We start from the raw sequence: 18,270 nt of genomic DNA on the forward strand, positions 1-18,270 counted from the left end.
GGGGCAGTATACCCGAGGCCCATTGCAGAACTGTGCAGAACCGTTGCTACAGTCCGAAGCGTGCAGAGGGTGTGGTAACTTGATGGTGTTGGGCGCGCCGCACGTGCGCGCCTTTGGACGGAGACACGCGGTTCGCGTTCGCGCGACGCGTCGCAGAAGAGAATCATGGCAACAGCCTTCTATTCCCACGCAGACTGCCTGCTGCACGAGATGGGCGCATGGCATCCGGAATGTCCAGCGCGCCTGCAGGCAATCGAAGATCAACTGATCGCAAGCCGGATCGACGCGCTGATCGAACGCGAGTCGCCGCCGCTTGCCGATGAAGCCGCGCTCCTGCGCGTACATACCCAGGCGCACGTCGACTATGTGCGGAGCCGTTCACCAGACGCAGGTTACGCGGAGATCGACCCGGACACGTCGATGAATCCGCACACCTGGCAAGCCGCGCTGCGTGCCGCGGGTGCCGCGGTGGCCGCGACCGATGCCGTCATTGAGGGACGCTACGACAACGCCTTCTGCAGCGTGCGCCCACCGGGTCACCACGCCGAGCCGGCCCGTGCGATGGGCTTCTGCTTCTTCAACAACGTTGCGATCGCGGCGCGTCATGCGTTGGAAGTGCATGGTCTGCAGCGGGTGGCGATTATCGATTTCGACGTCCACCACGGCAACGGCACCGAGGCCGCTTTTTCCGGCGACTCGCGGGTGCTGATGTGCAGCTTCTTCCAGCATCCGTTTTATCCATACACCGGGGCCGACAATCAGGCGCCCAACATGGTCAACGTGCCGATGCCGGCGCGCTCGAAGGGCATGGAAGTGCGCGAGGCGGTGGACATGCTGTGGCTGCCGCGCCTGCATGCGTTCAAGCCGGAGATGGTGTTCGTGTCGGCGGGTTTCGACGCGCATCGCGAGGACGATCTCGGCAATATGGGCCTCGTCGAGGCCGACTACGTGTGGCTGACCGAGCAGGTTCGCGAGATCGCCAACCGACATGCGAATGGGCGGATCGTGAGCTGTCTGGAGGGTGGGTATAACCTGTCGGCGCTTGGGCGCAGCGTGGTCGCGCACTTGAAGGCGCTGGCGGAGATCTGATTGCGTCGATGCGCCTCTGAGCGGTGTTCGCGGACTTCTTCGCGAGGTCGGAGCGCCGGGTGAACTGGGCGAACCAAAGCGAGGGTGGATGATGAATTCGGACAATCAAACCTCTGGCATGGCTGGCACAAGCGCTTCGGGAGCCGGCAGGGGAGGAGCAGGCGCTGCAGAATCCTGCGTCGCCAAAACTCCTGAGGCGGCAAACGGCGCAGCACTCGTCGAGGTTACGCATGATGCCTATGGCGTCCTCGGTGTCGTGCGTTTGACGATGAACCGGCCCGAGGCGTTTAACGCGTTGTCCGAGGCCTTGCTCGACGCGTTGCAGGACGCGCTCGCGTCCATCGCGCAAACGGATGCGCGCGTTGTGGTGATCGAAGGCGCGGGTCGCGCCTTTTGCGCGGGACACGATCTGAAAGAGATGCGTTCGAAGCCATCGCTTGCCTACTATCAGGCGCTGTTCAGCCGCTGCACGAAGCTGATGTTGGCGATCCAGCGCTTGCCGCAACCGGTGATTGCACGTGTACATGGGATTGCGACCGCCGCCGGTTGCCAGCTGGTCGCGATGTGCGATCTGGCTGTTGCGGCCGACACGGCGCGCTTTGCGGTATCCGGGGTCAATCTGGGGCTGTTTTGCGCGACGCCTGCGGTGCCGTTGTCACGTAATCTGTCGCGGAAGGCGGCGCTCGAAATGTTGCTGACCGGCGACTTCATCGATGCGCACGAGGCCCGTCAGCAAGGCCTCATCAACCGCGTTGCAGCAGCGGACGAACTCGATGCGGCAGTCGCCGCGCTGGCGTCGAGCATTTGCGCGAAGCCCGTCGAGGCGGTACGCGCCGGCAAGGGCCTCTTTTACCGCCAACTCGAGATGGGCGTCGAGGCAGCGTATCAGCTCGCTGGCCAGACGATGGCTTGCAACATGATGGACGAGTCCGCGCTCGAAGGCGTCCAGGCCTTCATCGACAAGCGGGCCCCGGACTGGCACCGCTGAGTTTGAGAGCTCCCGGCGTGCTGGCGCCGCGCACAGGCATCCCTCACTGCGCATCGGTTATACGAGGCTCAACTGCAATGCGCCTCAATCCATCCAATCAGTTCACCGATCACCCGCTCGCGGTCGAGGTCGTTCATCGTTTCGTGATAGCTCGCTTCGTGCAGCGTGAGCGTTTTATCGGGCGAACCGGCATGCTTGCCGAAAACGCGGCTACCTTCGGGTTCCGTGAGTTTGTCAGCGGTGCCGTGGTACACCAGCAATGGCACACGCAAACCCGCACGGCCGCGCTCGATACGCTGCATTGCCAGCAGAATCTCCGCGCCGGTGCGCGCGGGAATCGAACCGTGGTGCACCAATGGATCGTTGCGATTCGCCTCGACCACTGCGGGGTCGCGCGAGAGCAGCGCCGCGTCTATCTTCATGGCCGGAAAGCCTGGCCAGACGCGGCTGATGATCTGACTCATGGTCAGCATCCAGCGCGGTACGTCGCGCCCTGGGGCGAGTGCGGGGCTCGACAGGATGAGACCCGCCAACTTATGACCACTGCCCGGCAGACGCTCGATGGCATATAGCGCGGCAATTGCCCCGCCCATGCTGTGGCCCATCAGAAACAACGGGGCATTGTCGTGCGCGGCGACGCTGAGCAAGGCCTCGGCGTCGAGCAGATAGTCGTCGAAGCGCTCGATGCGGGCCCGCTTGCCGGGCGCGCTGCCATGGCCGCGCAGGTCGATGGCGAGCAGTTCGATGCCGGCGGCGTTCAGTCGCCCGGCGAGCGCCGCGTAGCGTCCTGCATGTTCCGCTAGCCCGTGAACCAGTGCGACCGTCGCCCGCCGGCCGCCGACGGCGGGCCAACGGTACAGCGGCAACTCGGTTCCGTCGCGGGTCGTGACAGTCGACAACGCGGCCGCACCGCCTCGTTTCACGGCGTCCACACCGGTCGCACCGCCTGCATCTCCCGCTGCTCCTGCCGCACCCGCAGGCGACGGCCGAGCATTGTTGTCCTGAGTAGTCTCCATATCCGCCGTGTTTATTCATTGTGGTTCTGATGCGCCCGATCATAGCCGCACGCTCGTGACACGCGCGAGCACCGCGCGCGGGACTCGCCTCTAATTCCTCCCAGTTATGAAAAGATCGGAATTGATTATTAAAGGGAATGTCGACGCTGCGGTAGAATCGCGGCTCAAATCCCAAATAAAAGTCACGGCGGCCGCTTGCCGGGAGCGCATCTACGCTCGCGGGCAGTTCCGCCGTTTCGTTTTTTCATGATCGAAATACGTAATATTTCCCAGCGCTTCGCTGGGCCCCGGGGCTGGGTTGAGGCGTTGCACAAGGTCAACCTGTCGATTCCGGCGGGCGAGGTGTTCGGCATCATCGGCCGCAGCGGCGCGGGCAAGAGCACGCTGGTTCGCACCATCAACCTGCTGACGCGCCCCTCCGAAGGCAATATCGTCGTCAACGGCCGCGATCTCACGACGCTCTCCGCCGCGCAACTGCGCGAGGCGCGTCGCGAGATCGGCATGATCTTCCAGCATTTCAACCTGCTCTCATCGCGCACCGTGTACGAGAACGTCGCGTTGCCGCTCGAGCTCGCCGGCATGAAGCGCGACGAGATCGACGCGAACGTGCTGCCGCTGCTGGAACTGGTTGGCCTCACCGCGCAGAAAGACCGTTATCCGGCGCAGATCAGCGGCGGCCAGAAACAGCGTGTGGGGATTGCCCGGGCGCTTGCCAGCAAGCCGAAGGTGTTGCTGTCCGACGAGGCCACCTCGGCGCTCGATCCGGAAACCACCCGCTCGATTCTCGAACTGCTCGAGCGCATCAATCGCGAGCTCGGCCTGACTATCGTGCTGATCACCCATCAGATGGATGTGATCAAGCAGGTTTGCGACCGCGTCGCGGTGCTCGATGCGGGCAAGGTCGTCGAACACGGCAAGGTCATCGATGTCTTCCTGCAGCCGCATCACGAAGTGACACGCGCGCTGATCGGCGACGTGATCGCCCAGGAGCTGCCGCCTGCGCTGAAGGCGCGCGTTGCCGAGCGCCTGAAGACCGGCCGCGGCCATCTGCTGCGGCTCGCTTTCACGGGCACGGGTGTCGATCAACCGATCCTTTCTGAAACGATTCGTCGCTACGAGCTCGATTTCAACATCCTGCACGGCCAGATCGACGAGATCCAGGGGCAGGCATTCGGCTCGCTCGCGGTGCTCGCCGGTGGCGAACCGGAGAAGGTAGCGCAGGCGCTGACGTATCTGCGCGAGCAAGGCGTGGTGGTGGAGGAAATGTCCTATGTTGAGTGAAATGCTGGATATGTTCGTCCAGTCGTTCTGGGAGACGCTCATCATGGTGGGCATCTCCGGACTGGTGGGCGCTGCGGTGGGCTTGCCGCTCGGCGTGCTGCTGTATCTGACGGACCGTCAGGGCGTGTTGCAGAACGTCGCGCTGAATCGCTCGATGGGTGTCGTCATCAATGCGGTGCGTTCGACGCCCTTCATCATCCTGCTGGTCGCTGTGATTCCGTTTACGCGCATCGTGGTCGGTTCGTCGATTGGTACCGCTGCGGCCGTCGTGCCGTTGACGATCGCCGCGGCGCCGTTCATCGCGCGTCTGGTGGAAACGGCGCTGCGTGAAGTAGACCGCGGTCTGATCGAAGCCGCTCAGGCGATGGGTGCTACCACCAGTCAGATCGTCTTCAAGGTGCTGTTGCCGGAATCGTGGCCTGGCGTGGTCGCCGGTCTGACGATTACGTTCGTGTCGCTGGTGGGCTACTCGGCGATGGCCGGCGCAATCGGCGGCGGCGGCCTCGGCGATCTGGGCATCCGTTATGGCTATCAGCGTTACGAGCCGGACGTGATGTGGACGGTGGTGCTGATCCTGATCGTGTTTGTCCAGTTGGTGCAGTCTTTCGGGGATTGGCTCGTGCGGCGTCTGAGCCATAAATAAAACAAGGGTTGGCGAAACCCGTTTGAAGGGATTGGAGAAGGTCAGTCATGCAACGTCGTTTTATTCTGAAGGTCGCGGCCGCTCTCGGCGCGGCAACATTATTCGCCGCCAACACTGCGGCTTACGCTGACGACACGATCAAGGTCGGCGTCACGGGCGGTCCGCACGCGGAGTTGATGGACGTGGTGAAGAACGTCGCCGCGAAGAACGGTCTGAACATCAAGATCGTCGAATTCGCGGACTACGTGCAGCCGAACGCCGCGCTCGCCAGTGGCGATCTCGACGCCAACAGTTATCAGCACGACCCCTACCTCGAAGCGCAAGTGAAGGATCGCGGCTACAAACTGATCCGCATTGCCGATACGGTGACCTTCCCGATGGGCATCTACTCGAAGAAGATCAAGTCGCTCGCCGAGTTGCAGCCGGGCGCGAAGATCGCCGTGCCGAACGATCCGACCAACGGTGGCCGCGCGCTGCTGCTGTTGCAAAAGCAAGGACTGCTGAAGCTGCGGACTGATGCCGGCCTGAAGGCCACGCCGCTGGATATCGTCGACAATCCCAGGAAGCTGAAGATCGTCGAACTCGACGCTGCGCAGATCCCGCGCTCGCTCGGCGACGTGGATGCGGCGGCGATCAACACCAACTACGCGATGCAAGCGGGGCTGAAGCCGAAACAGGACGCGATTGCGATCGAGGATCCCAAGGGGCCGTACGTGAATGTCATCGCAATTCGAGAGGCTGACCGGAACAAGCCTTGGGTCGCGAAGCTGGTCGCGGCGTATCACTCGCCGGAAGTGAAGCAGTACATCGACACGAAGTACGGCGGCGCGGTGATCGCCTCCTGGTAAGGCCCACCGTCAGATACCGCATGAGTTCTATCGACGGCAAACGATGAATTAGAGTCGCGAATCGGAACCCGGGGTTGTCACCCGGGTTTTTTCGGGATTAAAATAGAACGATCGTTCGTTATTGCTGTCACGCCGCTGAGGAGCGCTATCCTCGATGTAAACCAGCCTGCGGCACGGCTGTCGCCGAGAGCCAGTCGTTATAATGTCCGTTGGGTTGACGTATTCGTAACTTTGGAGCGTGTGCATGAAAATCCTGGTGCCAGTGAAGAGAGTGGTCGACTACAACGTGAAAGTCCGGGTGAAATCGGACGGCACGGGCGTCGACATTGCGAATGTAAAGATGTCGATGAATCCGTTCGACGAGATCGCCGTGGAAGAGGCGGTGCGTCTGCGGGAAGCGGGCGTGGCGACCGAAGTGATCGCCGTGTCGGCGGGCGTGACGCAGGCGCAGGAAACGTTGCGCACGGCGCTCGCGATCGGCGCGGATCGCGCGATCCTGATCGAGTCGTCGGAAGAACTGCAGCCGCTGGCTGTCGCCAAGCTGCTCAAGGCGCTGGTCGACAAGGAACAGCCATCGCTGATCATTCTCGGCAAGCAGGCCATCGACGACGATTCGAACCAGACCGGCCAGATGCTGGCTGCCCTGGCAGGGTTGCCGCAGGCGACATTTGCGTCGAAGGTTGTCGTGGCTGATGGCAAGGCAACGGTATCGCGCGAGGTGGACGGCGGCGCGGAAACGCTGTCGCTGACGCTGCCGGCTGTGGTCACCACGGATCTGCGCCTGAACGAGCCGCGTTACGTCACGCTGCCGAACATCATGAAGGCGAAGAAGAAGCCGCTGGAGACGCTCAAGCCGGAAGACCTCGGTGTTGACGTGACTCCGCGCCTGAAGACGCTGAAAGTCGTCGAGCCGCCCAAGCGCTCCGCTGGCGTGAAGATCGCCGATGTGAAGACGCTGGTCGAGAAGCTCAAGACCGAAGCCAAGGTGCTGTGAGGAGACGGACGAAATGACGATTCTGGTAATTGCGGAACACGACAACGCATCGCTGAAGGCTGCGACGCTGAACACGGTGGCAGCGGCAGCCAAGATTGGCGGCGATGTGCACGTGCTGATCGCAGGTCACAACGCGCAGGGCGCGGCGGACGCTGCAGCCAAGGTCGCAGGTGTCGCCAAGGTGTTGCTGGCCGATGCGCCGCAACTCGAAGCAGGCCTCGCGGAAAACGTCGAAGCGACGGTGCTGAACATCGCGAAGGACTACTCGCATATCCTCGCGCCCGCTACCGCGTACGGCAAGAACATCGCCCCGCGTATCGCAGCGAAGCTCGACGTCGCACAGATCAGCGATATCACCGCCGTGGATTCCGCCGACACGTTCGAGCGCCCGATCTACGCAGGTAATGCGATCGCAACGGTGCAGTCGAGCGATCCGGTCAAGGTCATCACGGTGCGTTCCACCGGCTTCGACCCGGTGGCAGCAGAAGGTGGCAGCGCAGCGGTCGAGAAGATCGAAGCCGCAGCCGACAGCGGCCTGTCGCAGTTCGTGAGCCGTGAAGTCACGAAGCTGGACCGTCCAGAGCTGACGTCGGCGTCGATCATCGTTTCCGGTGGCCGGGGTCTGGGCAGTGGCGAGAACTATACGAAGGTGCTCGAGCCGCTGGCGGACAAGCTGAACGCGGCACTAGGTGCCTCGCGTGCCGCAGTGGACGCCGGCTTTGTGCCGAACGACTATCAGGTGGGCCAGACGGGCAAGATCGTCGCGCCGCAACTGTACGTCGCGGTGGGCATCTCGGGTGCGATCCAGCATCTGGCCGGCATGAAGGACTCGAAGGTCATCGTGGCGATCAACAAGGATCCGGAAGCGCCGATTTTCAGCGTCGCCGATTACGGTCTGGTGGGCGATCTGTTCACGGTAGTGCCGGAACTGGTGAGCGAACTCGGCTGACCATAACAGCGCCATAAAAAAGGCGTCTGGCAGCAAACGAAGGGACGCAGGGACCGATAAGTCCAGCGTCCCTTTTTATATCGCAGGCAGGAGGAGAACTGAAATGAGCTATACGGCGCCCGTCAAGGACATGTTGTTCGTGATGAAAGAACTGGCCGCACTCGAAGACATTGCGAAGTTGCCCGGTTTCGAAGATGCCAACCTCGACACCGCGCAGGCCGTGCTCGAAGAATCGGCCAGGCTGTGCGGCGAAGTGCTGGCGCCGTTGAACGTCGAAGGCGATCGCAACCCCAGTAGCTGGAAGGACGGCAAGGTCACGGCAACGCCGGGTTTTGCCGAGGCGTTCCGGCAATTCGCCGAGGGAGGCTGGCAGGGTGTGCAACATCCTTTGGACTACGAAGGTCAAGGGTTGCCAAAGCTGATCGCAACGCCGTGCGTCGAAATGCTCAACGCGTCCAATCTCTCCTTCGCGCTATGTCCGCTGCTCACCGACGGCGCGATCGAAGCGCTGTTGACTGCCGGCACGGAGGCCCAGAAACAGACCTATGTGCCTAGGCTGATCTCCGGCGAATGGACCGGCACGATGAACCTCACCGAGCCGCAGGCCGGCTCGGATCTCGCGCTGGTGCGCACGCGTGCCGAACCGCAGGGCGACGGCTCGTTCAAACTGTTCGGCACCAAGATTTTCATCACTTGGGGCGAGCACGACATGGCGAAGAACATCGCCCATCTCGTGCTGGCCCGCACGCCGGGTGCGCCGGAAGGCGTGAAGGGTATTTCGCTCTTTATCGTGCCGAAGTTCCTCGTCAATGACGACGGCTCGCTCGGCGAGCGCAACGACGTGCATTGCGTGTCGATCGAGCACAAGCTCGGTATCAAGGCGAGCCCGACGGCCGTGCTGCAGTTCGGCGATCACGGTGGCGCGATCGGTCATCTGATCGGCGAAGAGAATCGCGGTCTCGAGTACATGTTCATCATGATGAACGCCGCGCGCTTTGCAGTGGGCATGCAGGGTGTGGGCGTATCGGACCGTGCGTATCAGAAGGCGGTCGCGTACGCCAAAGACCGCGTGCAAAGCCGGCCGGTCGATGGCTCGGCCAGGCAGTCGGTTTCGATCATTCATCACCCCGACGTGCGCCGCATGCTCGCGACGATGCGTGCGTTGACCGAAGGCTCGCGCGCACTCGCTTACGTCGCCGCCGCGCATTGCGATATCGCGCACCGTCACCCGGACGAAGCGAAGCGCAACGAGCACCAGGCGATCTACGAGTTCCTCGTGCCGATCGTAAAGGGCTGGAGCACGGAGTTGTCGATCGACGTGACCAGTCTCGGCGTGCAGGTGCATGGCGGCATGGGGTTTATCGAAGAGACCGGCGCGGCCCAGTACTATCGCGACGCGCGGATTCTGCCGATTTACGAAGGCACCACCGCGATCCAGGCGAATGACCTCATTGGACGCAAGACGTTGCGTGACGGTGGCGCGGTGGCGAAGTCGCTGCTGGACGGTATTGCGCAAACGGTCGAAGCACTCGGCTCGCAGCAAGGCGCGGCTTTCGAGTCGATGCGGCGTCAGCTCGCGCAGGGACATCGTGCGTTGACGGCGGCGGTGGAGTTTGTTGTCGCCAACACGAAGCGCGATCCGAATGCGGTGTTTGCCGGCAGCGTGCCGTATCTGAAACTGGCGGGCATCGTGCTCGGCGGCTGGCAGATGGCGCGTGCGTTGCTGGTGGCTGCGGAGAAGCGTACCGAAGATCCGTCGTTCTATGGGGCGAAAATCGCGACCGCGCAGTTCTACGCGGAGCATGTGCTGCCGCAGGCGGTCGCGCTTGAAGTGGCGATTGTCAGCGCGAAGGGGGATGAGGGTGTGCTGGCGCTGTCGGAGGATCAGTTTTGACGTTGCGCGTGAATTGAGTGCGAGACTGCGTGATCGATGAGATCACGCGAAAAACAAACGGCGCCTGGAAGCTTGCAGGCGCCGTTTGTTTTGAGAGGGGCGGACAGCGTTACTGTCGTTCCGGTTGGTAACTTGCCAAATCGCTCAGGCGTAAGCCGGACGCGTTGCACCACCCGTTTCGCCGAGGTAGCGATGCACCGACAGGTCGTCCGCCTGAATGGCAGGCTGCTTGCCCGACATCAGGTCCGCCAGCAGTTGGCCCGAGCCGCACGACATGGTCCAGCCGAGCGTGCCATGGCCGGTATTCAGGAACAGGTTCGACACCGGCGTGCGGCCGACAATCGGCGTGCCGTCCGGGGTCATCGGACGCAGGCCGGTCCAGAAGCTAGCCTTGGCCGTGTCGCCACCGCCCGGGAACAGGTCGTTCACGCACATCTCGAGCGTCTCGCGACGCGCCTGACGCAGCGACTTGTCGAAGCCAACAATCTCCGCCATGCCGCCGACGCGAATCCGGTCGTCGAAACGCGTAATCGCAATCTTGTAGGTTTCATCGAGCACGGTCGACACCGGCGCGGCCGCGGCATTGACGATTGGCGCGGTGATCGAATAGCCCTTCAGCGGATACACCGGAATCTTGACGATGTCCGCGAGGAACTTCGTCGAATACGAACCGAGCGCCACTACGAACGCGTCGGCGCGTACCAGTTCACTACCGCATTGCACGCCGGCGATCCGGCCGCCCGCCATGGCGAGCGCGTCGATCGGCGTGTTGTAGCGGAATGTCACGCCCAGTTCTTCAGCCAGCGCCGCGAGGCGCGTGGTGAACATCTGGCAATCGCCGGTTTCGTCGCCCGGCAGACGCAGGCCGCCCGTCAGCTTGTGGGCAGTTGCAGCGAGTGCTGGCTCGGCACGCGCGAGTTCGTCCGGCGACAGCAGTTCGAACGGCACATTAGCGTCTTTCAGCACGGCGATGTCTTTCGCGGCGCCGTCGAATTGCTGCTGCGTGCGGAACACCTGCAGCGTGCCGCCGGTACGGCCTTCGTACTGGATGCCGGTGTCGGCGCGCAGGGCCTGCAGGCAGTCGCGGCTGTATTCGGCAAGGCGCACCATACGGCCCTTGTTGACCGCATAGCGCGACGACGTGCAGTTCTGCAGCATCTGCCACATCCATTGCAACTGGAATTGCGTGCCGTCGAGGCGGATGGCAAGCGGCGCGTGCTTCTGGAACATCCACTTGACAGCCTTCATCGGCACGCCCGGCGCGGCCCACGGCGACGCGTAGCCCGGCGAGATCTGGCCAGCGTTGGCGAAGCTCGTTTCGAGCGCCGGACCGGCTTCGCGGTCGATCACCGTGACTTCATGACCGGCGCGTGCAAGATAATAAGCGCTCGTCACCCCGACGACGCCACTGCCCAAAACGACGACTCGCATAGCTGCTCCAGAAGGTTCTTTGGGGCTCGCGCGTCCTTGGAGAAATCAGCTCGTTTGTAGATAATTCGATTAACGAGGTGATACGCTTTCAGCCCAGTGTTATCCGCTATAGTATTGAGTGTCAGGTAGGTTTTGTTATTGTATTTTTCAGATTTTTAGTAAAAAGACCATGCGAACACACCGTCAACCGATCCGTGCGCTCGACAAGCTCGATCACAAGATTCTCAGGCTGCTTCAGCAGGACGGCCGGATGGCGATGAAAGACCTCGCCGAACAGGTTGGGCTGTCGGTTACGCCGTGCATCGAACGGGTCAAGCGGATGGAGCGCGACGGCGTGATCACCGGCTACCACGCGCGTGTCAATCCGGCTGAGCTGGGCGCTGCGCTGCTGGTGTTTGTCGAGATTACGCTCGACCACAAGAGCGGCAACATGTTCGACCAGTTTCGCCGCGAGGTGCAGAAGATTCCCGAGGTGCTCGAGTGTCATCTGGTGTCGGGCGACTTCGACTACCTCATCAAGGCCCGCATTGGCGAGATGGCCGACTACCGGAAGCTGCTCGGCGATATCCTGCTGCAGCTGCCCGGGGCGGTGCAGTCGAAGAGCTACGTGGTGATGGAAGAAATCAAGGAAACCTTGACGATCGCGGTGGGCGAATAGGCCGCCGGTAAGGTAAAGACGGGACTCGACAAACGGCTCAAACACTGTATATTTATACAGTACCGGTAAGCCGTTTTTTCGTTTCCGTTTTCTGTTTTGGCCTGACCTCGCCGTGACTGATTCCGTCCCCGAATATCCGATCGCTCCGCCTACGCCCCACAAAGGGCGCGGTGCCGTGACGAACCTGCAAGGCCGCTATGAGCTTGACCAGCGCGAAGCGGTGGACGACGGCTGGGCGCTAAATGAGGAAGAGGACGGCAGTTCACCCAAGTTGCGCACGCAGATCTTTGAAGAGCGTGCCAAAACCATCCTGACCCGCAACGCATCGCCCGACATCCCGTTTAACGTCTCGCTCAATCCTTATCGCGGTTGCGAACACGGCTGCATCTATTGCTTCGCGCGACCTACCCATAGTTATCTGGGGCTATCGCCGGGACTCGATTTCGAGAGCCGCATTTACGCCAAGGTCAACGCGCCGGAACTGCTCGAACGGGAGCTTTCGAAGAAGTCGTACGTGCCGGAGCCGATCGCACTCGGCGTCAATACGGATGCCTGGCAGCCGGTCGAACGCGAGTTGGGTCTCACGCGACGGGTAATCGAGGTGTTGCACGCGCGCGGTCATCCGTTTGCGGCTATTACCAAGTCGTCATTGATCGAGCGCGATCTGGATCTGCTTGTACCTATGGCGGAGCGCGGCCAGTTCATGGCGGCCATCACCATCACCACGCTGGATGCCGAGATTGCCCGCACGCTCGAACCACGAGCAGCAACGCCGGCACGGCGGCTGCGCACAATCCGCACGCTGAGCGAGGCCGGAATTCCGGTGGGCGTCAGTATTGCGCCAGTAATTCCGTTCGTCACCGAGCCTGACATGGAGCGGGTCATGGAGGCGTGTGCGGAAGCGGGGGCGACCAATGCGAGCTATATCGTGCTGCGTCTGCCGTGGGAAGTCGCGCCGCTATTCAAAGACTGGCTCGCAGCGCATTTCCCGGATCGGGCCGAGCGGGTCATGAACCGCGTGCGCGACATGCGCGGTGGCAAGGACTACGACGCCTCCTTTGCCACACGAATGAAAGGTGAGGGTTTGTGGGCCGATCTGATGAATCAGCGCTTCCATAAAGCCGCGCGTCGGCTCGGTCTGAACGAGCGTCGGCGAGGCATTCTGGATATGTCGCAGTTTGTCCGCGCGCAGCCGCCGGCGCCGATCCCGGCGCGCGACGACGGGCAAATGGATCTCTTTTAGCTGGGGCGTACGAGGGTTGGCGCCGTCAGCTCGTTAAATCGATCTGTTCTGCCGAAGCCCCTCGAATCGCCTACATCGACGATTCGAAATAGGTATCGAATGCAACGGCAAGGCTCGCCATCATCAGCATGGCGCCGATGAACAGCGAGAAAATCACGACGAAGATCACCGGCCAGCCGGAACGGCTGCTTTGCGCGCTCTGCGGGTTGAATTGCGCATCCCACTTTTCGTCGGGACGCAGTCCGTAGACAATCGCTGCAAGGAATGCGGAAAACAGTGAGATTGCGCCCGGGACCGCCAGCACCCAACCGAGCGCCGAGGTCCGCTGGGTGAGGATCAGCAGCAGAACACCCGGAATGCCGAACAGCGTACAGATCAGGTGAATCCAGCCATACAGGTCGCGCTTTCCATATAAGTAGAAACGGTGCGCGCCGAGGCTGCCGAAGAAGAAGGCGAGTGCCGCGGTAATCGTCTTGGACCTGAAGCGCGGTGAATTCGAAACGCGTGTGGACATGGGGGCAAGAGTTCAGTGACGGGCGGTCGTGAGGACTGGTGCGCAACGGTGCGCGGACCGAGGCGCATTCTACGCCCCGCGGCGTGGCGCAGGCCACGTCGCAAGCTGATTGATGGAATTCGCTGACGCCCAGGTTGCCTCGTAGGTGACGCGGTAAGTCGGGCCCGTGCGACAGGCGGGAACCGGGCGGAAAGGGCGGCGGGCGGTACGGTAGCGAGGCGAGGTTTGCGGGCTTTCCGTCAGGTGATCGGGCGATTTGAAGAGGGCCGGCCGGACGGACGACAGCCCCAGCGCAACGATGAATGCTAGTTTTCCCCGTAAGTGTTTGTTATGGCTTCAGTTTCCCGCTATAATCGCCTGTTTCAGTGGTTCCGAACCCCGGTTTTCAAGGATTCTAGTATGGTCATCATCCGCTTGGCTCGTGGCGGCTCCAAGAAGCGCCCGTTCTACAACATCGTCGCAACCGATTCGCGTAACCGTCGTGACGGCCGCTTCATCGAACGCGTTGGCTTCTACAACCCGATCGCTACGAAGGGTGAGTCGCTGCGTATCGCTCAAGACCGCCTGACGTACTGGCAAGGCGTTGGCGCGCAACTGTCGCCGACGGTCGAGCGTCTCGTGAAAGAAGCGCAAAAGGCGCAGCCGGCTGCTTAATGGTAGCTAGCATGTGCATCGCCGGCGGCTCGCGCAGCTTGCGCGAGGTGTCCGATGCGCGAGTTTTACTGCGCGTTTTGCTGAAGCAGACGTCGAAGGTGGTAACGAACTTCGACTTGAGGTGTGGTCTGAGGTGGCGTCATGTCTGAGCGTGATTCGGGAAGTTCAGGCCGCGCCAAGCCGGCCCAGCGCGCGCAGGCAGCAGGTGACGCACCGTTCGGCGCGTTTGTCCGCAAGCCGGTGGAACGCGTCAAGGCCAAGGCCCCCGGTGCAGCCAATGTCGATTCCGGCGCCGCAGCAATGCGTGCCGAAACCGTCGAAAGCTGGCCGGACGACGCTGTTGAAGTGGGTGCAATCGTCGACGCTTACGGCCTCAAGGGCTGGGTCAAGGTAGCCGCGCATGCGGATGCCGGACGGGGCGGCGATGCATTGCTGAGCGCGAAGCGCTGGTGGCTGATGAAAGGCCACGAGCGCAATTCGGCACCGGCGCTGCAGGCAAAGATACATAGCGACAGCGTCGTTGCCCACCTGGGCGGCGTGACTGACCGCGACGAGGCGCTCGCATTGCGTGGCGCTCGCGTGTATATCTGCCGCAGCGATTTCCCGGCGCTGGAAGCTGACGAATTCTACTGGGTCGATCTGCTCGGCCTGGATGTCGTGAACCTGACCGGGGTTGCTCTCGGCAAGGTGGCTGACATGATCGACAACGGTGCGCATTCGGTGTTGCGCATCGAATATCCGGATACTGGTAAAGACGGTAAGCCGGTGACTGGCGAGCGGTTGATTCCGTTCGTCGGTGTTTTTGTCAAAACGGTGGACCAGGCGGCGAAGCAAATCGTTGTCGACTGGGAAGCTGATTATTAAATTAGCTCGTTGACCGGAGAGAGCGATGCAGTTCGATGTCGTCACGCTCTTTCCCGAGATGTTTCGTGCGCTGACCGATTGGGGCATTACCAGTCGCGCGGCGAAGCAGGAGCGCTACGGTTTGCGCACGTGGAATCCCCGCGATTTCACCACCGACAACTACCGTACGGTCGACGATCGCCCGTATGGTGGCGGCCCGGGCATGGTAATGCTGGGCAGGCCGCTGGAAGACGCGATCGGCGTGGCGAAAGCCGCGCAGGCGGAGCAAGGCATTACCGGTTCGCGCGTCGTGATGATGTCCCCGCAAGGTGCGACGCTCAATCACGAAGGGGTGATGCGGTTTGCCGCGGAACCTGGTCTGATCGTGCTGTGCGGCCGCTATGAAGCGATCGACCAGCGTCTGATCGATCGTTGCGTCGACGAAGAAGTGAGCCTCGGCGACTTCGTGCTGTCGGGCGGCGAGTTGCCGGCAATGGCGTTGATGGATGCGGTGGTGCGTCAGCTACCCGGTGTGCTGAACGACTCGCAATCGGCAGTGCAGGACAGTTTCGTCGACGTGCTGCTGGATTGCCCGCACTACACGCGTCCCGAGGAATACGAAGGCGTGCGTGTACCCGATGTGCTGCTCGGCGGCCATCATGCGGAAATCGAGTTGTGGCGTCGCCGTGAAGCGCTGCGCAACACGTTGGACAAACGGCCCGATCTGATCGAAAAGGCCAGAAAGAACAAGATGTTGAGCCGTGCCGATGAGGCATGGCTTGCAAGTCTCGCGAAGGAAGCATCGAAGGCGTAGAGCCCCGGTGTCACTCGCGAATAGGCGGCGCCGCACATGCGTGTACGGTGCCTGATGTGAACCCATCCTCTATCGGGGCCGTAGCCGAGCAGTGTTCTGTGAGGCAGGTACGAACGTCGACAAGATGGACTTAGGAGTCAGTGATGAATCTGATTGCAAAACTCGAGCAGGAAGAAATCGCGCGCGCCCTCGGCGAGAAGACCATCCCCGAATTCGCCCCTGGCGATACGGTGATTGTCAGCGTGAACGTGGTTGAAGGTACGCGTAAGCGTGTTCAGGCTTACGAAGGCGTCGTTATCGCCAAGCGTAACCGTGGTTTGAATTCGTCGTTCATCGTCCGCAAGATTTCGTCGGGCGAAGGCGTCGAGCGTACGTTCCAGACGTACTCGCCGCTGCTGGCAAGCATCGTCGTGAAGCGTCGTGGCGATGTGCGCCGTGCGAAGCTGTACTACCTGCGCGACCGTTCGGGCAAGTCGGCCCGGATCAAGGAAAAGCTGGTCTCGAAAGACCGCGCCGCTTCTTAAGCGTAAAAGCTGTAAGAAAAAGCACCCTTCCCGGGTGCTTTTTTCTTTGTTGGGTCAAAATAGCGGCATGTCCTACAAAAGCTCGTTCCGAGAGTCCCGTTGACCCGACCCGTCTTCCAACCCGAAACGCTGCCTGTCGAATCGACCGGCGACGATCTGCCACCGGTTGCCCCCACACGTCTGACGCCTGATGGATTACGCGCCCGCTTCGAGCAGCGCCTTTCCTGGACGCCGGAGCCGGGTGACGCCCGCTGGAAGGAGTTCGGCGATCCGCGCGTCGCAGCGGTACTCGTACCGCTAGTGGTGCGCGACGACGGGATCACGGTGTTGTTGACGCAGCGAGCCGATCACCTCAACGATCACGCCGGCCAGGTCAGTTTTCCGGGCGGTCGTCACGAACCGTTCGATGCGAACGCAACGGCCACGGCGTTGCGTGAAGCGCAGGAAGAGGTAGGTCTGGACCCCGCACGCGTCGAGGTGCTCGGCGCCATGCCCGACTATCTGACCGGCACAGGCTTTCGTGTCACACCGGTAGTGGCGCTAGTACATCCGCCGTTCACCGTGGAAGCCGACTCGCTCGAAGTCGCCGAAGTCTTCGAAGTGCCGCTGAATTTTCTGATGGACCCCGCTCACCATGAGGTGCGCGTGTTCCGCTGGGAGGGTGGCGAGCGGCGCTTTTTTGCCATGCCTTATCCTCGCGGCGACGCGGCCGGACACTACTTTATCTGGGGGGCGACGGCCGGTATGTTGCGCAATTTCTATCGCTTTCTTGCTGCATGACGCACGCCAACCCGCTCGAAGCGGCTCAGGTGTCGCAGCTTTGCAACCATCAGCGCGCCCGGTCGGATCCGACCCTGTGCTATCGTTATAAAACAATCGTAAAAACCCGAAAAGCACGGCGCATCGCATGACTTTTTTCTCCGTATTGCTGGCTCTGATCATCGAACAGGTGCGCGCGTTATCGCCGAACAATCCGGTGTCGGCGCTGCTTCAATATCATGCGGAGTCGGCGGCGCACGGATTCGACGCCGGCAAGCCCAAGCACGGCCTGCTTGCGTGGCTCGTGGTGGTGGTGCCGTGGACGCTGGCCGTCGCGCTCGTCTACTACGTGCTCTATCACATCAACTTCGTGCTCGCGTTCTTGTGGAACGTCGTGATCGTCTATTTCACGCTAGGATTCCGCCAGTTCAGCCACTACTTCACGGACATTCACCTCGCGCTCAACAACGACGATGTGCCGCGCGCGCGTGAAATCCTCAATGAATGGACGGGCCTCGATACGGTCGACATGCCCGTCAGCGAGATCGTCCGTCATACGCTGATCCACGCGGTGGTGGCTTCGCACCGTCATGTGTTTGGCGTGTTCTTCTGGTTCCTCGTGCCGGTGGGACCAGCGGGTGCGGTGCTGTACCGGATCGCCGAGTACCTGGCGCGGACGTGGTCGCGCCCGACGGACGACCGCACCGTGGCGTTCTCCAGTTTTGCGCAGCAGGCGTTTTTTGTAATCGACTGGGTGCCGGCGCGGCTGACGTCGCTGGGCTTTGCGATTGTCGGCAATTTCGAAGACGCGATTTATTCATGGCGCAACCATGCGCGGCAATGGCCCGACACCAATGACGGGGTGTTGCTCGCGGCCGGCAGCGGTGCGCTCGGCGCACGTCTGAGCGGCCCGCTGGCGGAGCCGTCGAGTCTCGATGCACTGGCAACCGGCGACGGCGATCCCCTGCAGGTGGGCGACGACTGTACGCCGCGTACGCTGCAATCGGCGGTGGGACTGGTGTGGCGTGCTGTCATCCTGTGGATGATCCTGCTGCTGATGCTGACGATAGCGGTCTGGCTCGCCTGACGCGAGTGTCAGTCATATGACTACGTGACAATGCCACATGC

Annotated in this window: 19 protein-coding genes; 16 read left to right on the forward strand and 3 right to left on the reverse strand. The window is 61.9% G+C overall.

Going from position 1 to position 18,270, the window contains the following annotated elements:
* The first annotated feature begins 165 nt into the window (after positions 1–165).
* The gene (locus tag P3T20_RS12010; RefSeq protein WP_074263733.1) at positions 166–1,089 is read left to right on the forward strand and encodes a histone deacetylase family protein; all 924 of its coding nucleotides are present in this window, start codon (positions 166–168) and stop codon (positions 1,087–1,089) included.
* Between the two features lie 88 nt (positions 1,090–1,177).
* The gene (locus P3T20_RS12015) at positions 1,178–2,077 is read left to right on the forward strand and encodes an enoyl-CoA hydratase (RefSeq protein WP_254368776.1); all 900 of its coding nucleotides are present in this window, start codon (positions 1,178–1,180) and stop codon (positions 2,075–2,077) included.
* Between the two features lie 68 nt (positions 2,078–2,145).
* Here P3T20_RS12015 and P3T20_RS12020 read toward each other — a convergent pair whose 3' ends face one another.
* Positions 2,146–3,093, reverse strand: a complete 948-nt coding sequence (locus P3T20_RS12020; RefSeq protein ID WP_074263734.1) for an alpha/beta hydrolase — start codon at positions 3,091–3,093, stop codon at positions 2,146–2,148.
* Positions 3,094–3,339: 246 nt separating this feature from the next.
* Here P3T20_RS12020 and P3T20_RS12025 point away from each other — a divergent pair, with 246 nt between their 5' ends.
* The 6 genes from P3T20_RS12025 (at position 3,340) to P3T20_RS12050 (ending at position 9,702) form a co-directional block, all read left to right on the forward strand.
* A complete protein-coding gene (locus P3T20_RS12025) occupies positions 3,340–4,374 on the forward strand; it encodes a methionine ABC transporter ATP-binding protein (RefSeq protein WP_074265957.1) in 1,035 nt (344 codons plus the stop codon).
* Entirely contained in the window at positions 4,364–5,017 is a 654-nt protein-coding gene (locus tag P3T20_RS12030; RefSeq protein ID WP_074263735.1) for a methionine ABC transporter permease, read from the forward strand. Before P3T20_RS12025 ends, P3T20_RS12030 begins: the two co-directional genes overlap by 11 nt.
* A 47-nt stretch (positions 5,018–5,064) precedes the next feature.
* Positions 5,065–5,865, forward strand: coding sequence for a MetQ/NlpA family ABC transporter substrate-binding protein (locus tag P3T20_RS12035; protein ID WP_074263736.1), 801 nt, complete (start codon positions 5,065–5,067; stop codon positions 5,863–5,865).
* Positions 5,866–6,109: 244 nt separating this feature from the next.
* On the forward strand, positions 6,110–6,859 hold the full coding sequence (locus tag P3T20_RS12040; protein WP_074263737.1) for an electron transfer flavoprotein subunit beta/FixA family protein: 750 nt from the start codon (positions 6,110–6,112) through the stop codon (positions 6,857–6,859).
* A 13-nt stretch (positions 6,860–6,872) separates the two neighbouring features.
* Entirely contained in the window at positions 6,873–7,808 is a 936-nt protein-coding gene (locus P3T20_RS12045) for an electron transfer flavoprotein subunit alpha/FixB family protein (protein ID WP_074263738.1), read from the forward strand.
* Between the two features lie 103 nt (positions 7,809–7,911).
* Positions 7,912–9,702 carry an acyl-CoA dehydrogenase gene (locus P3T20_RS12050; RefSeq protein ID WP_074263739.1) on the forward strand — a complete coding sequence of 597 codons (1,791 nt, stop codon included), beginning with the start codon at positions 7,912–7,914 and terminating at the stop codon, positions 9,700–9,702.
* A gap of 144 nt (positions 9,703–9,846) precedes the next feature.
* Here the strand turns inward: P3T20_RS12050 and P3T20_RS12055 are convergent, their stop codons facing one another.
* Entirely contained in the window at positions 9,847–11,133 is a 1,287-nt protein-coding gene (locus tag P3T20_RS12055; protein ID WP_074263740.1) for a D-amino acid dehydrogenase, read from the reverse strand.
* Positions 11,134–11,302: 169 nt separating this feature from the next.
* On the opposite strand from P3T20_RS12055, the gene P3T20_RS12060 reads away from it, so the two are divergent.
* Positions 11,303–11,791, forward strand: a complete 489-nt coding sequence (locus P3T20_RS12060; protein WP_074263741.1) for an Lrp/AsnC ligand binding domain-containing protein — start codon at positions 11,303–11,305, stop codon at positions 11,789–11,791.
* A 112-nt stretch (positions 11,792–11,903) separates the two neighbouring features.
* On the forward strand, positions 11,904–13,034 hold the full coding sequence (locus P3T20_RS12065) for a PA0069 family radical SAM protein (RefSeq protein ID WP_429286969.1): 1,131 nt from the start codon (positions 11,904–11,906) through the stop codon (positions 13,032–13,034).
* 70 nt (positions 13,035–13,104) lie between these two features.
* Here the strand turns inward: P3T20_RS12065 and P3T20_RS12070 are convergent, their stop codons facing one another.
* Positions 13,105–13,548: a TM2 domain-containing protein gene (locus P3T20_RS12070; protein WP_074263785.1), complete on the reverse strand. Its 444-nt coding sequence runs from the start codon at positions 13,546–13,548 to the stop codon at positions 13,105–13,107.
* Between the two features lie 399 nt (positions 13,549–13,947).
* On the opposite strand from P3T20_RS12070, the gene rpsP reads away from it, so the two are divergent.
* From rpsP to P3T20_RS12100, 6 genes are all read left to right on the forward strand, one after another.
* Positions 13,948–14,202: a 30S ribosomal protein S16 gene (gene rpsP, locus P3T20_RS12075; protein WP_074263786.1), complete on the forward strand. Its 255-nt coding sequence runs from the start codon at positions 13,948–13,950 to the stop codon at positions 14,200–14,202.
* Between the two features lie 141 nt (positions 14,203–14,343).
* The gene (rimM, locus tag P3T20_RS12080) at positions 14,344–15,066 is read left to right on the forward strand and encodes a ribosome maturation factor RimM (RefSeq protein WP_074263787.1); all 723 of its coding nucleotides are present in this window, start codon (positions 14,344–14,346) and stop codon (positions 15,064–15,066) included.
* A gap of 25 nt (positions 15,067–15,091) precedes the next feature.
* Complete coding sequence (trmD, locus tag P3T20_RS12085) at positions 15,092–15,859, forward strand: tRNA (guanosine(37)-N1)-methyltransferase TrmD (protein WP_074263788.1); 768 nt, start codon at positions 15,092–15,094, stop codon at positions 15,857–15,859.
* A gap of 143 nt (positions 15,860–16,002) precedes the next feature.
* Entirely contained in the window at positions 16,003–16,383 is a 381-nt protein-coding gene (gene rplS, locus P3T20_RS12090) for a 50S ribosomal protein L19 (protein ID WP_074263789.1), read from the forward strand.
* A 99-nt stretch (positions 16,384–16,482) separates the two neighbouring features.
* Entirely contained in the window at positions 16,483–17,163 is a 681-nt protein-coding gene (locus tag P3T20_RS12095) for a CoA pyrophosphatase (RefSeq protein WP_074263790.1), read from the forward strand.
* A gap of 127 nt (positions 17,164–17,290) precedes the next feature.
* Complete coding sequence (locus P3T20_RS12100; protein WP_074263791.1) at positions 17,291–18,229, forward strand: CobD/CbiB family protein; 939 nt, start codon at positions 17,291–17,293, stop codon at positions 18,227–18,229.
* The last annotated feature ends 41 nt before the right edge of the window (positions 18,230–18,270 follow it).

Origin of the sequence: Paraburkholderia sp. GAS206C (assembly GCF_050435645.1) — a bacterium.
Lineage (GTDB): Bacteria > Pseudomonadota > Gammaproteobacteria > Burkholderiales > Burkholderiaceae > Paraburkholderia > Paraburkholderia phenazinium_B.